General features: G+C 39.7%; 26 protein-coding genes. All 26 read right to left on the reverse strand.

Going from position 1 to position 13,982, the window contains the following annotated elements; genetic code table 11:
* Positions 1 to 57 precede the first annotated feature (57 nt).
* The 26 genes from HMPREF2571_RS03645 to rplB all read right to left on the reverse strand — a co-directional run bounded on the left by HMPREF2571_RS03645 (position 58) and on the right by rplB (position 13,977).
* Positions 58 to 1,353 (reverse strand): glutamate-cysteine ligase family protein, encoded by a 1,296-nt coding sequence (locus tag HMPREF2571_RS03645; protein WP_013991286.1) that lies wholly within the window; start codon positions 1,351 to 1,353, stop codon positions 58 to 60.
* 250 nt (positions 1,354 to 1,603) lie between these two features.
* Positions 1,604 to 1,990 carry a 50S ribosomal protein L17 gene (rplQ, locus tag HMPREF2571_RS03650; protein ID WP_002885709.1) on the reverse strand — a complete coding sequence of 129 codons (387 nt, stop codon included), beginning with the start codon at positions 1,988 to 1,990 and terminating at the stop codon, positions 1,604 to 1,606.
* 17 nt (positions 1,991 to 2,007) lie between these two features.
* Positions 2,008 to 2,946 (reverse strand): DNA-directed RNA polymerase subunit alpha, encoded by a 939-nt coding sequence (locus tag HMPREF2571_RS03655; RefSeq protein WP_070847214.1) that lies wholly within the window; start codon positions 2,944 to 2,946, stop codon positions 2,008 to 2,010.
* A 48-nt stretch (positions 2,947 to 2,994) separates the two neighbouring features.
* Positions 2,995 to 3,378, reverse strand: coding sequence for a 30S ribosomal protein S11 (gene rpsK / locus HMPREF2571_RS03660; protein ID WP_002885718.1), 384 nt, complete (start codon positions 3,376 to 3,378; stop codon positions 2,995 to 2,997).
* Positions 3,379 to 3,404: 26 nt separating this feature from the next.
* Positions 3,405 to 3,770, reverse strand: a complete 366-nt coding sequence (gene rpsM / locus HMPREF2571_RS03665; protein ID WP_002885820.1) for a 30S ribosomal protein S13 — start codon at positions 3,768 to 3,770, stop codon at positions 3,405 to 3,407.
* A gap of 17 nt (positions 3,771 to 3,787) precedes the next feature.
* Entirely contained in the window at positions 3,788 to 3,904 is a 117-nt protein-coding gene (rpmJ, locus tag HMPREF2571_RS10235; protein ID WP_000868345.1) for a 50S ribosomal protein L36, read from the reverse strand.
* Positions 3,905 to 3,929: 25 nt separating this feature from the next.
* On the reverse strand, positions 3,930 to 4,148 hold the full coding sequence (gene infA / locus HMPREF2571_RS03670; RefSeq protein WP_001040189.1) for a translation initiation factor IF-1: 219 nt from the start codon (positions 4,146 to 4,148) through the stop codon (positions 3,930 to 3,932).
* A gap of 117 nt (positions 4,149 to 4,265) precedes the next feature.
* On the reverse strand, positions 4,266 to 4,922 hold the full coding sequence (locus HMPREF2571_RS03675; RefSeq protein ID WP_002885632.1) for an adenylate kinase: 657 nt from the start codon (positions 4,920 to 4,922) through the stop codon (positions 4,266 to 4,268).
* A gap of 131 nt (positions 4,923 to 5,053) precedes the next feature.
* Positions 5,054 to 6,349 carry a preprotein translocase subunit SecY gene (gene secY / locus HMPREF2571_RS03680; RefSeq protein WP_014635140.1) on the reverse strand — a complete coding sequence of 432 codons (1,296 nt, stop codon included), beginning with the start codon at positions 6,347 to 6,349 and terminating at the stop codon, positions 5,054 to 5,056.
* Between the two features lie 16 nt (positions 6,350 to 6,365).
* Positions 6,366 to 6,806: a 50S ribosomal protein L15 gene (rplO, locus tag HMPREF2571_RS03685; protein ID WP_002885849.1), complete on the reverse strand. Its 441-nt coding sequence runs from the start codon at positions 6,804 to 6,806 to the stop codon at positions 6,366 to 6,368.
* A 127-nt stretch (positions 6,807 to 6,933) separates the two neighbouring features.
* Complete coding sequence (gene rpmD / locus HMPREF2571_RS03690) at positions 6,934 to 7,116, reverse strand: 50S ribosomal protein L30 (protein ID WP_002885773.1); 183 nt, start codon at positions 7,114 to 7,116, stop codon at positions 6,934 to 6,936.
* Positions 7,117 to 7,130: 14 nt separating this feature from the next.
* Positions 7,131 to 7,625 (reverse strand): 30S ribosomal protein S5, encoded by a 495-nt coding sequence (gene rpsE, locus HMPREF2571_RS03695; protein ID WP_002885626.1) that lies wholly within the window; start codon positions 7,623 to 7,625, stop codon positions 7,131 to 7,133.
* Positions 7,626 to 7,643: 18 nt separating this feature from the next.
* A complete protein-coding gene (gene rplR / locus HMPREF2571_RS03700; protein ID WP_002885810.1) occupies positions 7,644 to 8,000 on the reverse strand; it encodes a 50S ribosomal protein L18 in 357 nt (118 codons plus the stop codon).
* An 89-nt stretch (positions 8,001 to 8,089) separates the two neighbouring features.
* The gene (gene rplF, locus HMPREF2571_RS03705) at positions 8,090 to 8,626 is read right to left on the reverse strand and encodes a 50S ribosomal protein L6 (protein WP_002887056.1); all 537 of its coding nucleotides are present in this window, start codon (positions 8,624 to 8,626) and stop codon (positions 8,090 to 8,092) included.
* Positions 8,627 to 8,752: 126 nt separating this feature from the next.
* Positions 8,753 to 9,151 (reverse strand): 30S ribosomal protein S8, encoded by a 399-nt coding sequence (gene rpsH / locus HMPREF2571_RS03710; RefSeq protein WP_002885642.1) that lies wholly within the window; start codon positions 9,149 to 9,151, stop codon positions 8,753 to 8,755.
* Between the two features lie 122 nt (positions 9,152 to 9,273).
* Positions 9,274 to 9,459 carry a type Z 30S ribosomal protein S14 gene (locus HMPREF2571_RS03715; protein ID WP_001085699.1) on the reverse strand — a complete coding sequence of 62 codons (186 nt, stop codon included), beginning with the start codon at positions 9,457 to 9,459 and terminating at the stop codon, positions 9,274 to 9,276.
* Between the two features lie 17 nt (positions 9,460 to 9,476).
* The gene (gene rplE / locus HMPREF2571_RS03720; protein WP_002887058.1) at positions 9,477 to 10,019 is read right to left on the reverse strand and encodes a 50S ribosomal protein L5; all 543 of its coding nucleotides are present in this window, start codon (positions 10,017 to 10,019) and stop codon (positions 9,477 to 9,479) included.
* A gap of 26 nt (positions 10,020 to 10,045) precedes the next feature.
* Entirely contained in the window at positions 10,046 to 10,351 is a 306-nt protein-coding gene (gene rplX, locus HMPREF2571_RS03725; RefSeq protein WP_002885874.1) for a 50S ribosomal protein L24, read from the reverse strand.
* A gap of 80 nt (positions 10,352 to 10,431) precedes the next feature.
* Complete coding sequence (gene rplN / locus HMPREF2571_RS03730; RefSeq protein ID WP_002885711.1) at positions 10,432 to 10,800, reverse strand: 50S ribosomal protein L14; 369 nt, start codon at positions 10,798 to 10,800, stop codon at positions 10,432 to 10,434.
* A gap of 24 nt (positions 10,801 to 10,824) precedes the next feature.
* Positions 10,825 to 11,085 carry a 30S ribosomal protein S17 gene (gene rpsQ / locus HMPREF2571_RS03735; protein ID WP_002887061.1) on the reverse strand — a complete coding sequence of 87 codons (261 nt, stop codon included), beginning with the start codon at positions 11,083 to 11,085 and terminating at the stop codon, positions 10,825 to 10,827.
* Positions 11,086 to 11,112: 27 nt separating this feature from the next.
* Complete coding sequence (rpmC, locus tag HMPREF2571_RS03740) at positions 11,113 to 11,319, reverse strand: 50S ribosomal protein L29 (RefSeq protein ID WP_002885754.1); 207 nt, start codon at positions 11,317 to 11,319, stop codon at positions 11,113 to 11,115.
* A 9-nt stretch (positions 11,320 to 11,328) separates the two neighbouring features.
* A complete protein-coding gene (gene rplP, locus HMPREF2571_RS03745) occupies positions 11,329 to 11,742 on the reverse strand; it encodes a 50S ribosomal protein L16 (RefSeq protein WP_000960950.1) in 414 nt (137 codons plus the stop codon).
* Between the two features lie 3 nt (positions 11,743 to 11,745).
* A complete protein-coding gene (rpsC, locus tag HMPREF2571_RS03750) occupies positions 11,746 to 12,399 on the reverse strand; it encodes a 30S ribosomal protein S3 (protein ID WP_002885727.1) in 654 nt (217 codons plus the stop codon).
* A 12-nt stretch (positions 12,400 to 12,411) separates the two neighbouring features.
* Positions 12,412 to 12,756, reverse strand: coding sequence for a 50S ribosomal protein L22 (gene rplV / locus HMPREF2571_RS03755; RefSeq protein ID WP_002887063.1), 345 nt, complete (start codon positions 12,754 to 12,756; stop codon positions 12,412 to 12,414).
* Between the two features lie 15 nt (positions 12,757 to 12,771).
* Complete coding sequence (gene rpsS, locus HMPREF2571_RS03760) at positions 12,772 to 13,050, reverse strand: 30S ribosomal protein S19 (protein WP_000533765.1); 279 nt, start codon at positions 13,048 to 13,050, stop codon at positions 12,772 to 12,774.
* Between the two features lie 93 nt (positions 13,051 to 13,143).
* Entirely contained in the window at positions 13,144 to 13,977 is an 834-nt protein-coding gene (gene rplB, locus HMPREF2571_RS03765) for a 50S ribosomal protein L2 (protein ID WP_002887065.1), read from the reverse strand.
* Positions 13,978 to 13,982: the final 5 nt, after the last annotated feature.

Consider the following 13,982-nt stretch of genomic DNA (forward strand, 5'->3'; position numbering starts at 1 on the left):
GTGTTGCACTTCATTTTACAATAGGGCAAAGTTATCTATTATATCTTTTATCAAAAGTTAAGCTAAACTCTTATTCAGTTTATCTAATTTCTCTCTAAGGGGAGCTAAGTAGACTTCTTCTCCAAAACCACGCGATTTCAAGCCATCCTCAGCACAAGCCAATAACGATTCTGTCAAAGGTAAAATCATTTTGAGATCTGTAGCAGAAATATCCTTTTTCGAAAATAAACGACGAATTCTAAGAAAATCATAGTCAAATGCTTCAAAAAAGGGTGAGTCATTCAAAATATTTTCCAGATTTTCCAAATTGACTAAAAGACCAAGGTGAAAGGCTGCCGGCGCAAAAGTTGATGAGAAAGGTTGGGTACAAACACTGCGAAACTCAATAGTTCCTCGCGTCGTTAAATCTTGGAATTGATAAGAACGGTGAGTCTTAAAATCTTCCTCACTTGGCTCAATAGTGACTACTTCACCATGAATAGAGTGTGCTTTGACAGATGGCGTACTTAGGTAGTCTTTAGCACGTATTGGTTCAAAATAGTAGGTTTCGTCACCACGCTTAGCAGTAAAAATGGCTGTCTCAGACAAGTAAGAAAAATAGTCATCTTCGCTCTTAAACACCTTAGGAAATACACCAGCATTTTCCTCAAACACACCATGCATGGAATTCTCCCAGAAAACATCACGGGAAATCGCTAAATCCCAATCAGAACCCCAAAATTCAGAGTTTGCCAATAATACTTCCTTGGGTCCCTCTATTTGATTAAAAGCATTTAAAACCCTTAAATAGGACGTTTTTGAAACATCTAACTGTACCTGACTCCCACAGATGAAAGAACCATATTCTGGATAATCATGAAAGAAAGAATCGTTCTTTGCTTTAGATAGCTCGAGAAAATCCATAAGCATCTCATAACGAGGAGATTTAACAGGTCTGTTGTCATTTTTTGCCCAGTTTGGATTCACTCCCCAACCTTGCAACTCATGATTATGATTCTGAAGATAAGGTTGGATTATACCGAAGTAAGTATCCAAACGTTCCTCAACCTCAGAGATTCTTTCAGCCTTTGCAAAAGCAAACTCAATCGTATTGTAGGAGACTTCAAAAAGAATCATATCTCCAGAAGCTTTATCAATAAGCTGAATAGGATTGTTATCAGAATCATACTTATCAGCTTGAAAATCAAAATTATCCAAGAGATAGACTAGTAACTGTTTTGTAAGAGAGACATCTGTAGCATTACCACTCAAATTAACAACTGGATATTCCAACTCAATCCCCACAAATAATTCGGGTTGCTCCTTAATTGGCTCATAATACCTTTGCTTAAGCAGTTCCTTGGCTGTTGTCAAAATAATGTCCCCCCTTTTTGAAATAAGCTTATTCCATTATATCAAAATATTCAGACGATTTATAGCCCAAAAAAACGCCTGCTTACGAAAAATAACAGTATTACCTTTCGTAAACAAGCGTTACATGCTTATTTATTCCCATTTTTATGATGAGTGTTCCCGCTAGGCGTATGCCCAGCGGTAGACCAGAGCTAGACTAAGAAAAGCTAAGCTATTCCATCATCATAACACTCAACAAAATTGATAAAAATTAAACAAGTTCGATGATTGCCATTGGGGCAGCATCGCCACGACGTGGTTCTGTTTTAAGGATACGAGTGTATCCACCGTTACGTTCAGCATAACGAGGTGCGATTTCTGAGAAAAGTTTTTGAAGAGCAGTTGTTGATGTATATTTATCAGTTGCTTCATCATAGCTTTCAGATGCAATTTCGTTACGTACAAATGCAGCTGCTTGACGACGTGCGTGCAAATCACCACGTTTACCAAGAGTGATCATTTTTTCAACTGTTTTACGGATTTCTTTAGCACGTGCTTCAGTTGTAACGATTGCTTCGTTAATGATAAGATCTGTAGTCAAATCACGAAGAACCGCTTTACGCTGTGAGCTTGTGCGTCCAAGTTTACGGTAAGCCATGTTATCCTCCTATATTATTATTTATCGTTTTTGAGTCCAAGTCCAAGATCAGCCAACTTAACTTTGACTTCTTCAAGAGATTTACGACCTAGGTTACGGACTTTCATCATTTCAGGCTCAGTTTTTTCTGTCAAATCATGAACGGTATTAATACCGGCACGTTTCAAACAGTTATATGAGCGTACAGACAAATCAAGTTCTTCGATGGTACGGTCAAGCACCTTTTCATCGTTCACTTTTTCAGTTTCTTTCATTACATCAGTAACTTTAGCAACATCAGTAAGGTCAGTAAACAAGTTCAAGTGTTCAATCAAAACGCGAGCCGAGAGACCGAGGGCATCTTCAGGGATGATTGTTCCGTTTGTCATGATTTCGATTGTCAATTTATCAAAACCATCGTTGCTACCTACACGGGCAGGTTCAACTTGATAATTGACTTTTTTCACTGGTGTGTAGATTGAATCTACAGCCAATGTTCCCACTGGTGCATCATCTTTCTTGTTTTCATCTGCTGGAACATAACCACGGTTTGTAGCTACTGTCATAGTCGCTTTCAAAGAAGCTCCTTCAGCGATAGTGAAAAGATAATGATCAGGGTTAACAATTTCAATGTCGCTATCAGTCAAGATATCTCCAGCAGTAACTTCAGCTGGACCTTGGACATCAAGTTCAATTGTTTTTTCGTCTTCGACGTAAGATTTTACAGCAAGTCCTTTAATATTAAGGATGATTTGCATCACGTCTTCACGGACGCCTGGTACGGTATCAAATTCGTGGAGTACTCCATCAATCTTAATTGATGTTACGGCAGCACCTGGAAGTGATGACAAAAGTACACGACGAAGAGAGTTACCCAAAGTTGTACCATAACCACGTTCTAGTGGTTCGATGACAAATTTGCCGTAATCTTTATTTTCATCAATTTTTGTTATTATTGGTTTTTCAAACTCAATCATTTATTATACTCCCTCGAAACGAACCTTGTGTACTATTGTTATTAAAGATTACACACGACGACGTTTTGGAGGACGACAACCATTATGTGGTACAGGTGTTACATCACGGATTGCTGTTACTTCAAGACCTGCAGCAGCAAGAGCACGGATAGCAGACTCACGACCTGAACCAGGACCTTTAACAGTTACTTCAACTGTTTTAAGACCATGTTCTTGTGCAGATTTAGCAGCAGCTTCTGAAGCCATTTGTGCAGCAAATGGTGTAGATTTACGAGAACCTTTGAAACCAAGAGCACCAGCTGATGACCATGCTACAGCGTTACCATGCACATCTGTAATCATAACAATAGTGTTATTGAAAGTAGCGTGAATGTGAGCAATACCAGATTCGATATTCTTTTTCACACGACGTTTACGTGTTGGTTTAGCCAATGTTTTTACCTCCTATTTTATTTTAATTATTTTTTCTTACCTGCAATCGCAACAGCTTTACCTTTACGAGTGCGGGCATTGTTTTTAGTGTTTTGTCCACGGACAGGAAGTCCACGACGGTGACGGATACCACGGTATGAACCGATTTCCATCAAACGTTTGATGTTAAGGTTAACTTCACGACGAAGGTCACCTTCAACTTTGATTGCATCCACTTCGCGACGGATAGCGTCTTCTTGATCGTTTGTCAAATCTTTAACGCGGATGTCTTCAGAAACGCCTGCAGCAGCCAAGATTTTCTTAGATGTTGCAAGTCCGATACCGTATACGTAAGTAAGTGAAATTACTACACGTTTATCGTTTGGAATGTCAACTCCAGCAATACGAGCCATGATTTCTCCTTTCTATATTATCCTTGACGTTGTTTGTGTTTTGGATTTGTTGGACAAATTACCATAACACGACCGTTACGACGAATAACTTTACAGTATTCGCAAATTGGTTTAACCGATGGTCTTACCTTCATGTTTTAATCCCTCCAATTATTTCGATTATTTAAAGCGGTATGTGATGCGTCCACGTGTCAAATCATAAGGACTCATTTCAACAGTCACACGGTCACCGACCAAAATACGAATGTAGTTTTTACGGATTTTACCAGAAACTGTCGCCAAAATTTGGTGTCCATTTTCCAATTCAACAGTAAACATAGCATTAGGCATAGTTTCTACAACTTTACCTTCAATTTCAATCACGTCTTCTTTTGCCACGCAAAAGTACCCCCTAAAATTTCGATTTGATTTCCTCTGAGCACAGAGGTAACAATTATAAGTCAGACTAAAATATTATAACATGCTTAAGTCTGATACGCAAGTAAGATTATATAATTATTTAATTGCTGCAATCGCTTTTTTAACATCAGCGAATACATCATCGATATCTTGGTTACCTTGAATATCTGATACAAGACCAAGCTCACGATAATGTGCAATAATTGGCTCACCTTGAGCAATGTTTACGTCAAGACGACGTTTAACAGTTTCAGGTTTGTCATCTTCACGTTGGAAGAATTCATGTTCGCCACAAACATCACATGTTCCTTCAACTTTAGTTGGGTTGAATACTTTATGATATGTTGCACCACATGAGCGACAAATGAAACGACCTGAAAGACGTTCAACCAAACTCTCTGGATTAACTTCAATATTGATTACACCGTCAAGTTTAATACCAAGTGCTTTCAATGTTTCATCCAATGCATGAGCTTGCTCAATAGTACGTGGATAACCATCTAGCAAGAAACCTTTTTCAGCAATATCAGATTCAGCCAAACGCTCTTTAACGATTCCGTTTGTCACTTCATCTGGTACCAATTCACCTTTATCGATGAATGATTTTGCCAAAGTTCCCATTTCTGTTTGGTTAGCCATAGCAGCACGGAACATATCACCAGTTGAGATGTGAGCTACACCAAATTCTTCTACAATTTTTGCAGCTTGAGTCCCTTTACCAGCACCTGGTAGACCCATAATTAAAAGATTCATCTTACGAACTCCTTATTTTTGTTTTCAAATAACTCTATCAAAGTTTAAAAACATTGGTAGAGTTATCAAAAAACAAAAGAGAAGGGACAGAAAGTAACCTTTCTTTCCCTCTCAATTGTTCATGAGAAGACTTAGTCTTCAAGATTCATAAATCCAACGTACTGACGTTTCAATAGGTAACCTTCGAGTTGTTTCATACCTTCAATACCAGTTGAAATCAAAATCAAGAGAGATGTACCACCAAGCGCGATTGAGCTTGTAAGGTGCATAAACTGTTGAGCCGCAATTGGAGCCAATGAAATAAACGCGAGAAATACAGCCCCGATTGTTGCCAATCTCTTAAGCAATGAAGACATGTACTTTTCAGTCTCACGACCTGGACGAACACTAGGAATGTAAGACCCATTCTTTTGAAGATTTTCAGCAGTTTTTTCAGGATTTACTTGGACAAATGTGTAGAAGAATGAGAACAAGATAATCAATATCGCGTAAGTGATCATTCCACTAGGTGTATTATACGAGAGTAGTCCTTGTAAGTGTGATAACCATGTAACCTTCGAGAAGAATGGAAGAATAGTACTAGGAATTGTTGTAATCGAGCTAGCAAAGATAACGGGAATAACACCAGCTGGATTAACTTTCAATGGAAGGTAAGAACTCGTTGGAGCCCCTTGAACCAATTTAGTATATTGAATTGGAATTTGATATTCTGCCTGTTGAACAAATGTCGTAAAGAAGACAATCGCCAAACCTACCACAATTAGCAAAGCAACTATGATATATGAACGAGTCAATTCTCCTGAACGAACGTTGACAAAGAAATCCTCGTAAATTGTTGAGAACATTTTTGGAATAGAAGCAATGATCCCTGAAAAGATAATCATTGACACACCATTACCAAAACCTTTATCTGTGATTTGTTCACCAAGCCATGTCACAATTATGCTACCAGCAGTTAAAATTGTCCCAATCAATAAATAGGTTGAAACATTAGGTGTCTTAACCAAAGAAATTGATGAGAGTGTATTGAAAGTACCTGTGATACCAATCGATTGACCAAATGCTAAAACAAGAGTAATATAACGAGTCGCCTGATTTAATTTACGACGACCAACTTCACCTTGTTTGCCCCACTCCACAAATTTTGGATAGATATCCATCTGCAAAAGTTGGACAATGATTGATGCCGTAATATAAGGACTAACCCCCATCGAAAAGATTGAGAAGTTATTCATAGCATTACCAGACACCAAGTTAAGCATGTTCAAGAAAGGTAAATCACTTAATTGTTTCAAACTTTCCGCATTGATACCAGGAACTGTTACATGAGTCCCTACACGAAAAACGAAAATAATGAAGATTGTAAATAAAATCTTATTACGAACGTTTTTGACTTTCAATGCGTCTTTTAATAGTTTAAAGAACATAATGAGTTACCCCTCATTAGATGACTTCGATTGAACCACCTTTAGCAGTGATAGCTGCTTCAGCAGATTTTGAGAATTTAGCTGCTTTAACAGTCAATTTCTTAGTCAATTCGCCGTTACCAAGAACTTTAACGCCTGATTTTTCAGCACGGACGATTCCAGCTTCTTTAAGAACTGCTGGAGTTACTTCTGTACCATCTTCAAAGACGTTCAATTGATCAAGGTTTACAAGTGCGTATTCTTTAGCGTTGATGTTAGTGAATCCACGTTTTGGAAGACGACGGAACAATGGAGTTTGTCCACCTTCAAATCCTGGACGTACGCCACCACCGCTACGAGCTTTTTGACCTTTTTGACCACGGCCTGAAGTTTTACCGTTACCAGATGAAGTACCACGACCTACACGGTTACGGACTTTACGAGAACCTTCAGCAGGTTTCAATTCATGAAGTTTCATTATTATTTTCTCCTCTTTTTGTAAAATGCTAGCGCCTCTAACCAAGTAAGGTAGCTTAATTAGAAACTCGCCTATACATGAAATTCAGTTTAAGTCGCAAGGGAACCCTCACGACTTAAATCAATTTTTATTTAACGTCTTCTACAGTTACCAAGTGAGATACTGCGTTGACCATACCACGGATAGCAGCGTTGTCTTCTTTAACAACTGAGCTATTCAATTTACCAAGTCCAAGAGCAACAACTGTTTTACGTTGTTCTGGTTTGCGTCCGATTGGAGACTTAGTCAAAGTAATTTTAATTTGAGCCATTGTTATCTCCTTTCTTATGCCAAGTCAGATACTGAGATGCCACGAAGAGCCGCAACTTCTTCAGCACGTTTAAGTTGTTTCAATCCTTCAACAGTCGCACGAACGATGTTGATTGGAGTGTTTGAACCGAGTGATTTAGATGTTACATCAGCAACACCAGCCAATTCGATGACGGCACGAACTGCACCACCAGCGGCAACCCCAGCCCCTTCAACAGCTGGTTTCAACAATACTTTCGCTCCACCAAATTCTGAACGAACTTCGTGAGGAATAGTTGTACCAACCATAGGAACTTCGATAAGGTTTTTCTTAGCTGCTTCAACTGCTTTACGGATAGCTTCTGGAACCTCTTGAGATTTACCAGTACCAAATCCTACGCGACCATTACGGTCACCAACAACAACAAGAGCAGCAAAACGCATGTTGCGTCCACCTTTTACAACTTTAGTAACACGGTTGATAGCAACTACGCGTTCTTCAAGTTCTACTGCATTATCTTTAAATGCCATTATTAAGTGTCCTCCCTATTAGAATTTCAATCCGTTTTCACGAGCTGAGTCAGCCAAAGCTTTAACACGTCCGTGATAGAGATATCCACCGCGGTCAAACACCACTTCAGAAATACCTTTAGCTACTGCGCGTTCAGCAACAAGTTTACCGACAACAACGGCTTGTTCTGTTTTAGTTCCTTTAGAAACTTCTTTATCAAGAGTTGATGCACTTGCGAGCGTTACACCCGCTACGTCATCAATAACTTGAGCGTAGATGCCTGTATTAGAACGGAAAATGTTCAAACGTGGGCGATCAGCAGTTCCAGAGAGTTTTCCGCGAACGCGACGGTGGCGTTTTTGGCGGAGTTTGTTTTTATCTGGTTTCGAAATCACAATTTTCACCTCTTAATTATAATGCTTGCTCATGAGAGCTTTTGGTAAAGAGACAATCCAAAAAGAATTGCCAAAAGGATAAAATCCTATTATTTACCAGTTTTACCTTCTTTACGACGTACGTATTCACCAACGTAACGGATACCTTTACCTTTGTAAGGTTCTGGTGAACGAAGGCTACGGATGTAAGCAGCTGTTTGACCAACAACTTCTTTATTAATACCACTTACAACGATTGAAGTTGCAGATGGTACTTCAAAAGTAATACCTTCTGGAGCTTCAACTTCGTCTTGGTGAGATTTACCAACTGAAAGAACAAGTTTTGTTCCTTGGAGTTGCGCACGGTATCCGACACCGCGCATTTCAAGTTCTTTTTTGAAACCTTCAGAAACACCAACAACCATGTTGTTCAAGTTTGCACGTGAAGTACCGTGGATTGTTTTGTTTTCTTTTGAGTCGTTTGGACGGTGAAGTGTAACTTCGTTGCCTTCAACTTTGATTTCAATGTTTTTGTTAAACTCACGAGTGAGTTCGCCTTTAGGTCCTTTAACAGTAACAACGTTATCGTTGTTTGTTACTTCAACACCAGCAGGCAAAGTAATAACTTTATTACCAATACGTGACATAGTATTTAATTCTCCTGTTAGATTATCAAGCCACAAAGTGACTAGTTTTCACGGGGATGAGTCTCATCGAATATAATCAACGAAACTCGCACAAATCATTTGAGATAAGTGCTTAGTATCAGCTTCTTACCAAACGTAAGCGATAACTTCTCCACCAACGTTCTTTTGACGAGCTTCTTTGTCAGTCAAAAGACCTTCTGAAGTAGAGATAATCGCAATTCCAAGTCCGTTAAGAACTTTAGGAACATCTTCACGTTTAGAGTAAACACGAAGACCTGGTTTTGAGATACGTTTCAAGTTAGTGATAACACGTTCACCGTTTTGTCCGTATTTCAAGAATACGCGGATGATACCTTGTTTGTCATCTTCGATAACTTCAACGTTTTTTACAAAACCTTCACGTTTAAGGATTTCAGCAATACCTTTTTTAATGTTTGATGCAGGTACTTCAAGTACTTCGTGTTTAGCTTGGTTAGCGTTACGAATACGTGTCAAGAAATCTGCAATTGGGTCAGTCATAACCATTTTATATTTTCTCCTCTTACTAGTAGTTTGAATAATTCACTTGCTAGTTAATGATTGAGCTAGGCTCAGATTGTGTTTAATACATTCAAATTAGGTAAAACTAACTTGAATATATCATGTTTTTACCAAGAAGCTTTGGTAACACCTGGAATTTGACCTTTGTAAGCCAATTCACGGAAGCAAACACGGCAAAGTTTAAATTTGCGATAAACTGAGTGTGGACGTCCACAACGTTCGCAACGAGTGTAAGCTTGCGTAGAGAACTTCGCAGGGCGTTTGTTCTTAGCAATCATTGATTTTTTAGCCAATTTATTTACCTCCTAGATTATTTTGCAAAAGGCATTCCAAGGCCTTTAAGCAATTCACGACCTTCTTCGTCAGTGTTAGCAGTAGTTACGATAACGATATCCATACCACGTACTTTATCAACATCGTCGAAGTTGATTTCTGGGAAGATAAGTTGTTCTTTAACACCAAGTGTGTAGTTACCACGTCCATCAAATGATTTAGTTGGAACACCATGGAAGTCACGAACACGTGGAAGTGATACTGATACCAATTTATCCAAGAATTCGTACATGCGTTCACCACGAAGGGTAACTTTAGCACCGATCGCTACACCTTCACGAAGACGGAAGCCAGCGATTGATTTCTTAGCTTTAGTAATCAATGGTTTTTGACCTGAAATAAGTGCCAACTCAGCAGCAGCTTTTTCAAGAGTTTTAGCGTTGTTTACAGCTTCACCAACACCCATGTTGATAACGATTTTATCAACTTTTGGCACAGCCATAACTGAAGAATAGTTAAATTTTTCAGTCAAAGCTGGAATTACTTCGTTAGTGTATTTTTCTTTAAGACGGTTAGCCATTTAATACTTTCTCCTTTCCTTCGTGATTAGTCAAGCACTTCGCCTGATTTTTTGTTGTAACGAACTTTTTTGCCGTCAACAACTTTGTAACCTACACGTCCAGCTACACCGTTCTTGTCAAGAACTTGAACGTTTGAAGCGTGGATTGGTGCTTCTTTTTCCACGATAGCACCTTGAGGGTTTTCAGCTGATGGTTTTTGGTGTTTTTTGATGATTGCAACACCTTCAACAACAACTTTGTTTACTTTTGGAAGAGCTTTAAGAACTACTGCTTCAGTTCCTTTGTCTTTACCAGCAATAACGCGAACTTTATCGCCTTTTTTTACAAACATTTGAGTATTTCTCCTATTATTTCTTACGCCCTAATGGGCACCCTGACTATATCAGGGGACTAAGTTTGTGTTAATTCAGATTAAAGTACTTCTGGCGCCAAAGATACGATACGCATGTATCCACCTTCACGCAATTCACGTGCAACAGGGCCAAAGATACGAGTTCCACGAGGAGTTTTGTCATCGCGGATGATTACTGCAGCGTTGTCATCAAACTTGATGTATGAACCGTCTGGACGGCGAGCACCAGTTTTTGTACGAACGATAACAGCTTTAACAACATCACCTTTTTTAACAGCTCCACCTGGTGTAGCTTGTTTAACAGTTGCAACGATAACGTCGCCGATGTTAGCGAATTTACGTCCTGAACCACCAAGAACTTTGATAGTCAAGATTTCACGAGCACCGCTATTATCAGCAACTTTTAAGCGACTTTCTTGTTGAATCATTTCAATTGTCTCCTTTTAGTTTTATTAGATAATAACAGCTTTTTCCACAACTTCTACAAGACGGAAGCGTTTTGTAGCTGAAAGTGGGCGAGTTTCCATGATACGAACGATATCGCCTTCTTTAGCAACGTTGTTTTCATCATGTGCTTTGTATTTTTTAGAATAGTTGATACGTTTACCATAGACTGGGTGGTTACGTTTAGTTTCAACTACAACTGTGATTGTTTTATCCATCTTGTCAGATACTACGCGTCCAACAAGGGTTTTACGTTGATTACGTTCCATTATTAGAATTGCTCCTTTCCCAATCTATTATTTGATTTCAGATTGCACAGTTTTAACACGTGCAATTTGTTTTTTCACTTCGTTCAAACGGGCAGTTTGATCAAGTTGACCTGCTGCAGCTTGGAAACGAAGGTCGAAAAGTTCTTTCTTAAGTTCGTTTTCTTTTTTAGCAAGCTCTTCTTGAGACAAGCCACGAAGCTCAGCAACAAACTTTTTGATTTCTTCAAGTTTCATGTCTTCTCCTTATTCTGCTTCACGTTTCACGAATTTACATTTAACTGGCAATTTGTGGCTAGCAAGACGAAGCGCTTCACGTGCAACTTCTTCAGAAACACCTGCGATTTCGAACATTACTTTACCACGTTTAACTGGTGCTACCCAACCTTCAGGTGCCCCTTTACCAGAACCCATACGTACACCGATAGCTTTAGCAGTGTATGATTTGTGTGGGAAGATCTTGATCCAAACCTTACCACCACGTTTCATGTAACGAGTCATGGCAATACGAGCAGCCTCGATTTGACGGTTTGTGATCCAGTGGCTAGTTGTAGCTTGAAGACCGTATTCACCGAATGATACTTCTTTACCACCTTTAGCCTCACCGCGCATTTTTCCACGGAATTCACGACGGTGTTTAACACGTTTAGGTACTAACATTTGTTATTTGCCTCCTTTAGTGTTTTTACGAGCTGGAAGAACTTCTCCACGGTAGATCCAAACTTTAACACCAAGTTTACCGTAAGTTGTGTCAGCTTCTTCCCAAGCGTAATCGATATCAGCGCGAAGTGTGTGAAGTGGAACTGTACCTTCAGAGTATCCTTCTGCACGGGCGATATCTGCACCGTTCAAACGACCTGATACTTGAGTTTTGATTCCTTTAGCTCCAGCACGCATTGCACGTTGGATAGCTTGTTTTTGTGCACGACGGAAAGCAACACGTTGCTCAAGTTGGCGAGCAATTGTTTCACCAACAAGGTGAGCGTCCAAATCAGGTTTCTTGATTTCAACGATGTTGATGTGTACTTGTTTTCCAGTCAATTTGTTAAGTTGAGCGCGAAGAGCGTCAACATTTGATCCACCTTTACCGATAACCATACCTGGTTTAGCAGTGTGAAGTGAAACAATAACTTTGTTTACAGCACGTTCGATTTCAATAGTTGAAACTGAAGCGTCTGCAAGTTCTTTTTGAATGAATTTGCGGATTGCCAAATCTTCGTGAAGGTAATCTGCGTATTCTTTTTCAGCATACCATTTCGCATCCCAGTCACGGATGATCCCGACACGCATACCAATTGGATGTACTTTTTGACCCACGAGTTTACCTCCTTATTTTTCTGACACAACTACTGTTACGTGAGTTGTGCGTTTGTTGATTGGTGAAGCTGAACCTTTCGCACGTGGACGGAAACGTTTCATTGTTGGTCCTTCGTTTGCGAATGTTTCAGATACTACCAAGTTAGCTTTTTCCAAACCAAAGTTGTTTTCTGCGTTAGCGATAGCAGAGTTAAGAGTTTTCTCAACAATGCGAGCTGCTTTGTTTGGAGTGAATTTCAAGATTGCGATTGCATCAGCAACGTTCTTACCACGGATAAGATCAAGAACAAGACGTGTTTTACGAGGTGAAACACGCACTGTACGAGCCATTGCTTTAGCTGAAGTAATTTCTGCCATTGTGTCCTCCTCCTATTAACGACGTGTTTTCTTATCGTCAGCTGCGTGACCTTTGTAAGTACGAGTTGGTGCAAATTCACCAAGTTTGTGACCTACCATGTCTTCTTGGATGTAAACAGGAACGTGTTTACGTCCATCATAAACTGCGATAGTGTATCCGATGAAACTTGGGAAAATCGTTGAACGACGTGACCAAGTTTTAATTACTTTCTTCTTTTCGTCATTTGCTTGAGCTTCAACTTTTTTCATCAAATGCTCATCGACGAAAGGTCCTTTTTTAAGACTACGTCCCATTTTGTAGTTTTCTCCTTTAAATTGAATGTACCACAGCGGCTTGCACTAAGAAGTGCTACCGAGTTGGCGGATGTTATGTGCTAAGCGACTAAATTATTTTTCGTTACGACGACGAACGATAAGTTTGTCAGATTTAGCTTTCTTGTTACGAGTTTTAAGACCAAGCGCAGGTTTACCCCATGGAGTAGATGGCGCTTTACGTCCAACTGGTGCTTTACCTTCACCACCACCGTGTGGGTGATCGTTAGGGTTCATTACAGAACCACGAACTGTTGGGCGAATACCTTTCCAGCGATTACGGCCGGCTTTACCAAGGTTGATAAGTGATTGTTGTTCGTTACCTACAGTACCGATAGTTGCACGACATGTACCAAGAACCATACGAACTTCGCCTGATTGAAGACGAACAAGTACGTATTTACCTTCTTGACCCAAAACTTGAGCAGAAGCACCAGCGGCACGGATAAGTTCAGCACCTTTACCTGGTTGAAGCTCAATGTTGTGGATAACTGTACCAACTGGGATGTTTGCAAGTGGAAGAGCGTTACCAATCTTGATATCCGCATCTGGACCTGAAACGATACGTTGACCTACTTCAAGACCTTTAGGTGCGATGATGTAAGCTTTAACCCCGTCAGTGTAGTGTACGAGAGCGATGTTTGCAGTACGGTTTGGATCATACTCAATTGTTTTAACAACTGCTTCAACGCCATCTTTGTTACGTTTGAAGTCAATCAAACGGTAGTGACGTTTGTGCCCGCCACCTTGGTGACGTACAGTGATACGACCGTTGTTGTTACGACCAGCTTTGTTCTTAAGAGAAACAAGCAATGATTTTTCAGGAGTGCTTGTAGTGATTTCTGCGAAATCCAAAGAAGTCATGTTACGACGGCCATTTGTCGTTGGTTTATAAACTTTAATACCCACGTTAA

The organism is Streptococcus sp. HMSC068F04, assembly GCF_001837455.1.
GTDB lineage: Bacteria > Bacillota > Bacilli > Lactobacillales > Streptococcaceae > Streptococcus > Streptococcus salivarius_D.

Bases quoted from the DNA above. Each gene is read 5' to 3' on its own strand.
- rplO (WP_002885849.1), bottom strand. From the start codon at position 6,806: ATGAAACTTCATGAATTGAAACCTGCTGAAGGTTCTCGTAAAGTCCGT.
- rplE (WP_002887058.1), bottom strand. From the start codon at position 10,019: ATGGCTAACCGTCTTAAAGAAAAATACACTAACGAAGTAATTCCAGCT.
- rplV (WP_002887063.1), bottom strand. From the start codon at position 12,756: ATGGCAGAAATTACTTCAGCTAAAGCAATGGCTCGTACAGTGCGTGTT.
- rplN (WP_002885711.1), bottom strand. From the start codon at position 10,800: ATGATTCAACAAGAAAGTCGCTTAAAAGTTGCTGATAATAGCGGTGCT.
- rpsE (WP_002885626.1), bottom strand. From the start codon at position 7,625: ATGGCATTTAAAGATAATGCAGTAGAACTTGAAGAACGCGTAGTTGCT.
- rpmC (WP_002885754.1), bottom strand. From the start codon at position 11,319: ATGAAACTTGAAGAAATCAAAAAGTTTGTTGCTGAGCTTCGTGGCTTG.
- rplP (WP_000960950.1), bottom strand. From the start codon at position 11,742: ATGTTAGTACCTAAACGTGTTAAACACCGTCGTGAATTCCGTGGAAAA.
- rpsS (WP_000533765.1), bottom strand. From the start codon at position 13,050: ATGGGACGTAGTCTTAAAAAAGGACCTTTCGTCGATGAGCATTTGATG.
- rpsH (WP_002885642.1), bottom strand. From the start codon at position 9,151: ATGGTTATGACTGACCCAATTGCAGATTTCTTGACACGTATTCGTAAC.
- rpsM (WP_002885820.1), bottom strand. From the start codon at position 3,770: ATGGCTCGTATTGCTGGAGTTGACATTCCAAACGATAAACGTGTAGTA.
- rplX (WP_002885874.1), bottom strand. From the start codon at position 10,351: ATGTTTGTAAAAAAAGGCGATAAAGTTCGCGTTATTGCTGGTAAAGAC.
- HMPREF2571_RS03655 (WP_070847214.1), bottom strand. From the start codon at position 2,946: ATGATTGAGTTTGAAAAACCAATAATAACAAAAATTGATGAAAATAAA.
- rpmJ (WP_000868345.1), bottom strand. From the start codon at position 3,904: ATGAAGGTAAGACCATCGGTTAAACCAATTTGCGAATACTGTAAAGTT.
- secY (WP_014635140.1), bottom strand. From the start codon at position 6,349: ATGTTCTTTAAACTATTAAAAGACGCATTGAAAGTCAAAAACGTTCGT.
- HMPREF2571_RS03675 (WP_002885632.1), bottom strand. From the start codon at position 4,922: ATGAATCTTTTAATTATGGGTCTACCAGGTGCTGGTAAAGGGACTCAA.
- rplF (WP_002887056.1), bottom strand. From the start codon at position 8,626: ATGTCACGTATTGGTAATAAAGTTATTACTTTGCCTGCTGGTGTTGAA.
- rplQ (WP_002885709.1), bottom strand. From the start codon at position 1,990: ATGGCTTACCGTAAACTTGGACGCACAAGCTCACAGCGTAAAGCGGTT.
- rpmD (WP_002885773.1), bottom strand. From the start codon at position 7,116: ATGGCTCAAATTAAAATTACTTTGACTAAGTCTCCAATCGGACGCAAA.
- rpsQ (WP_002887061.1), bottom strand. From the start codon at position 11,085: ATGGAACGTAATCAACGTAAAACCCTTGTTGGACGCGTAGTATCTGAC.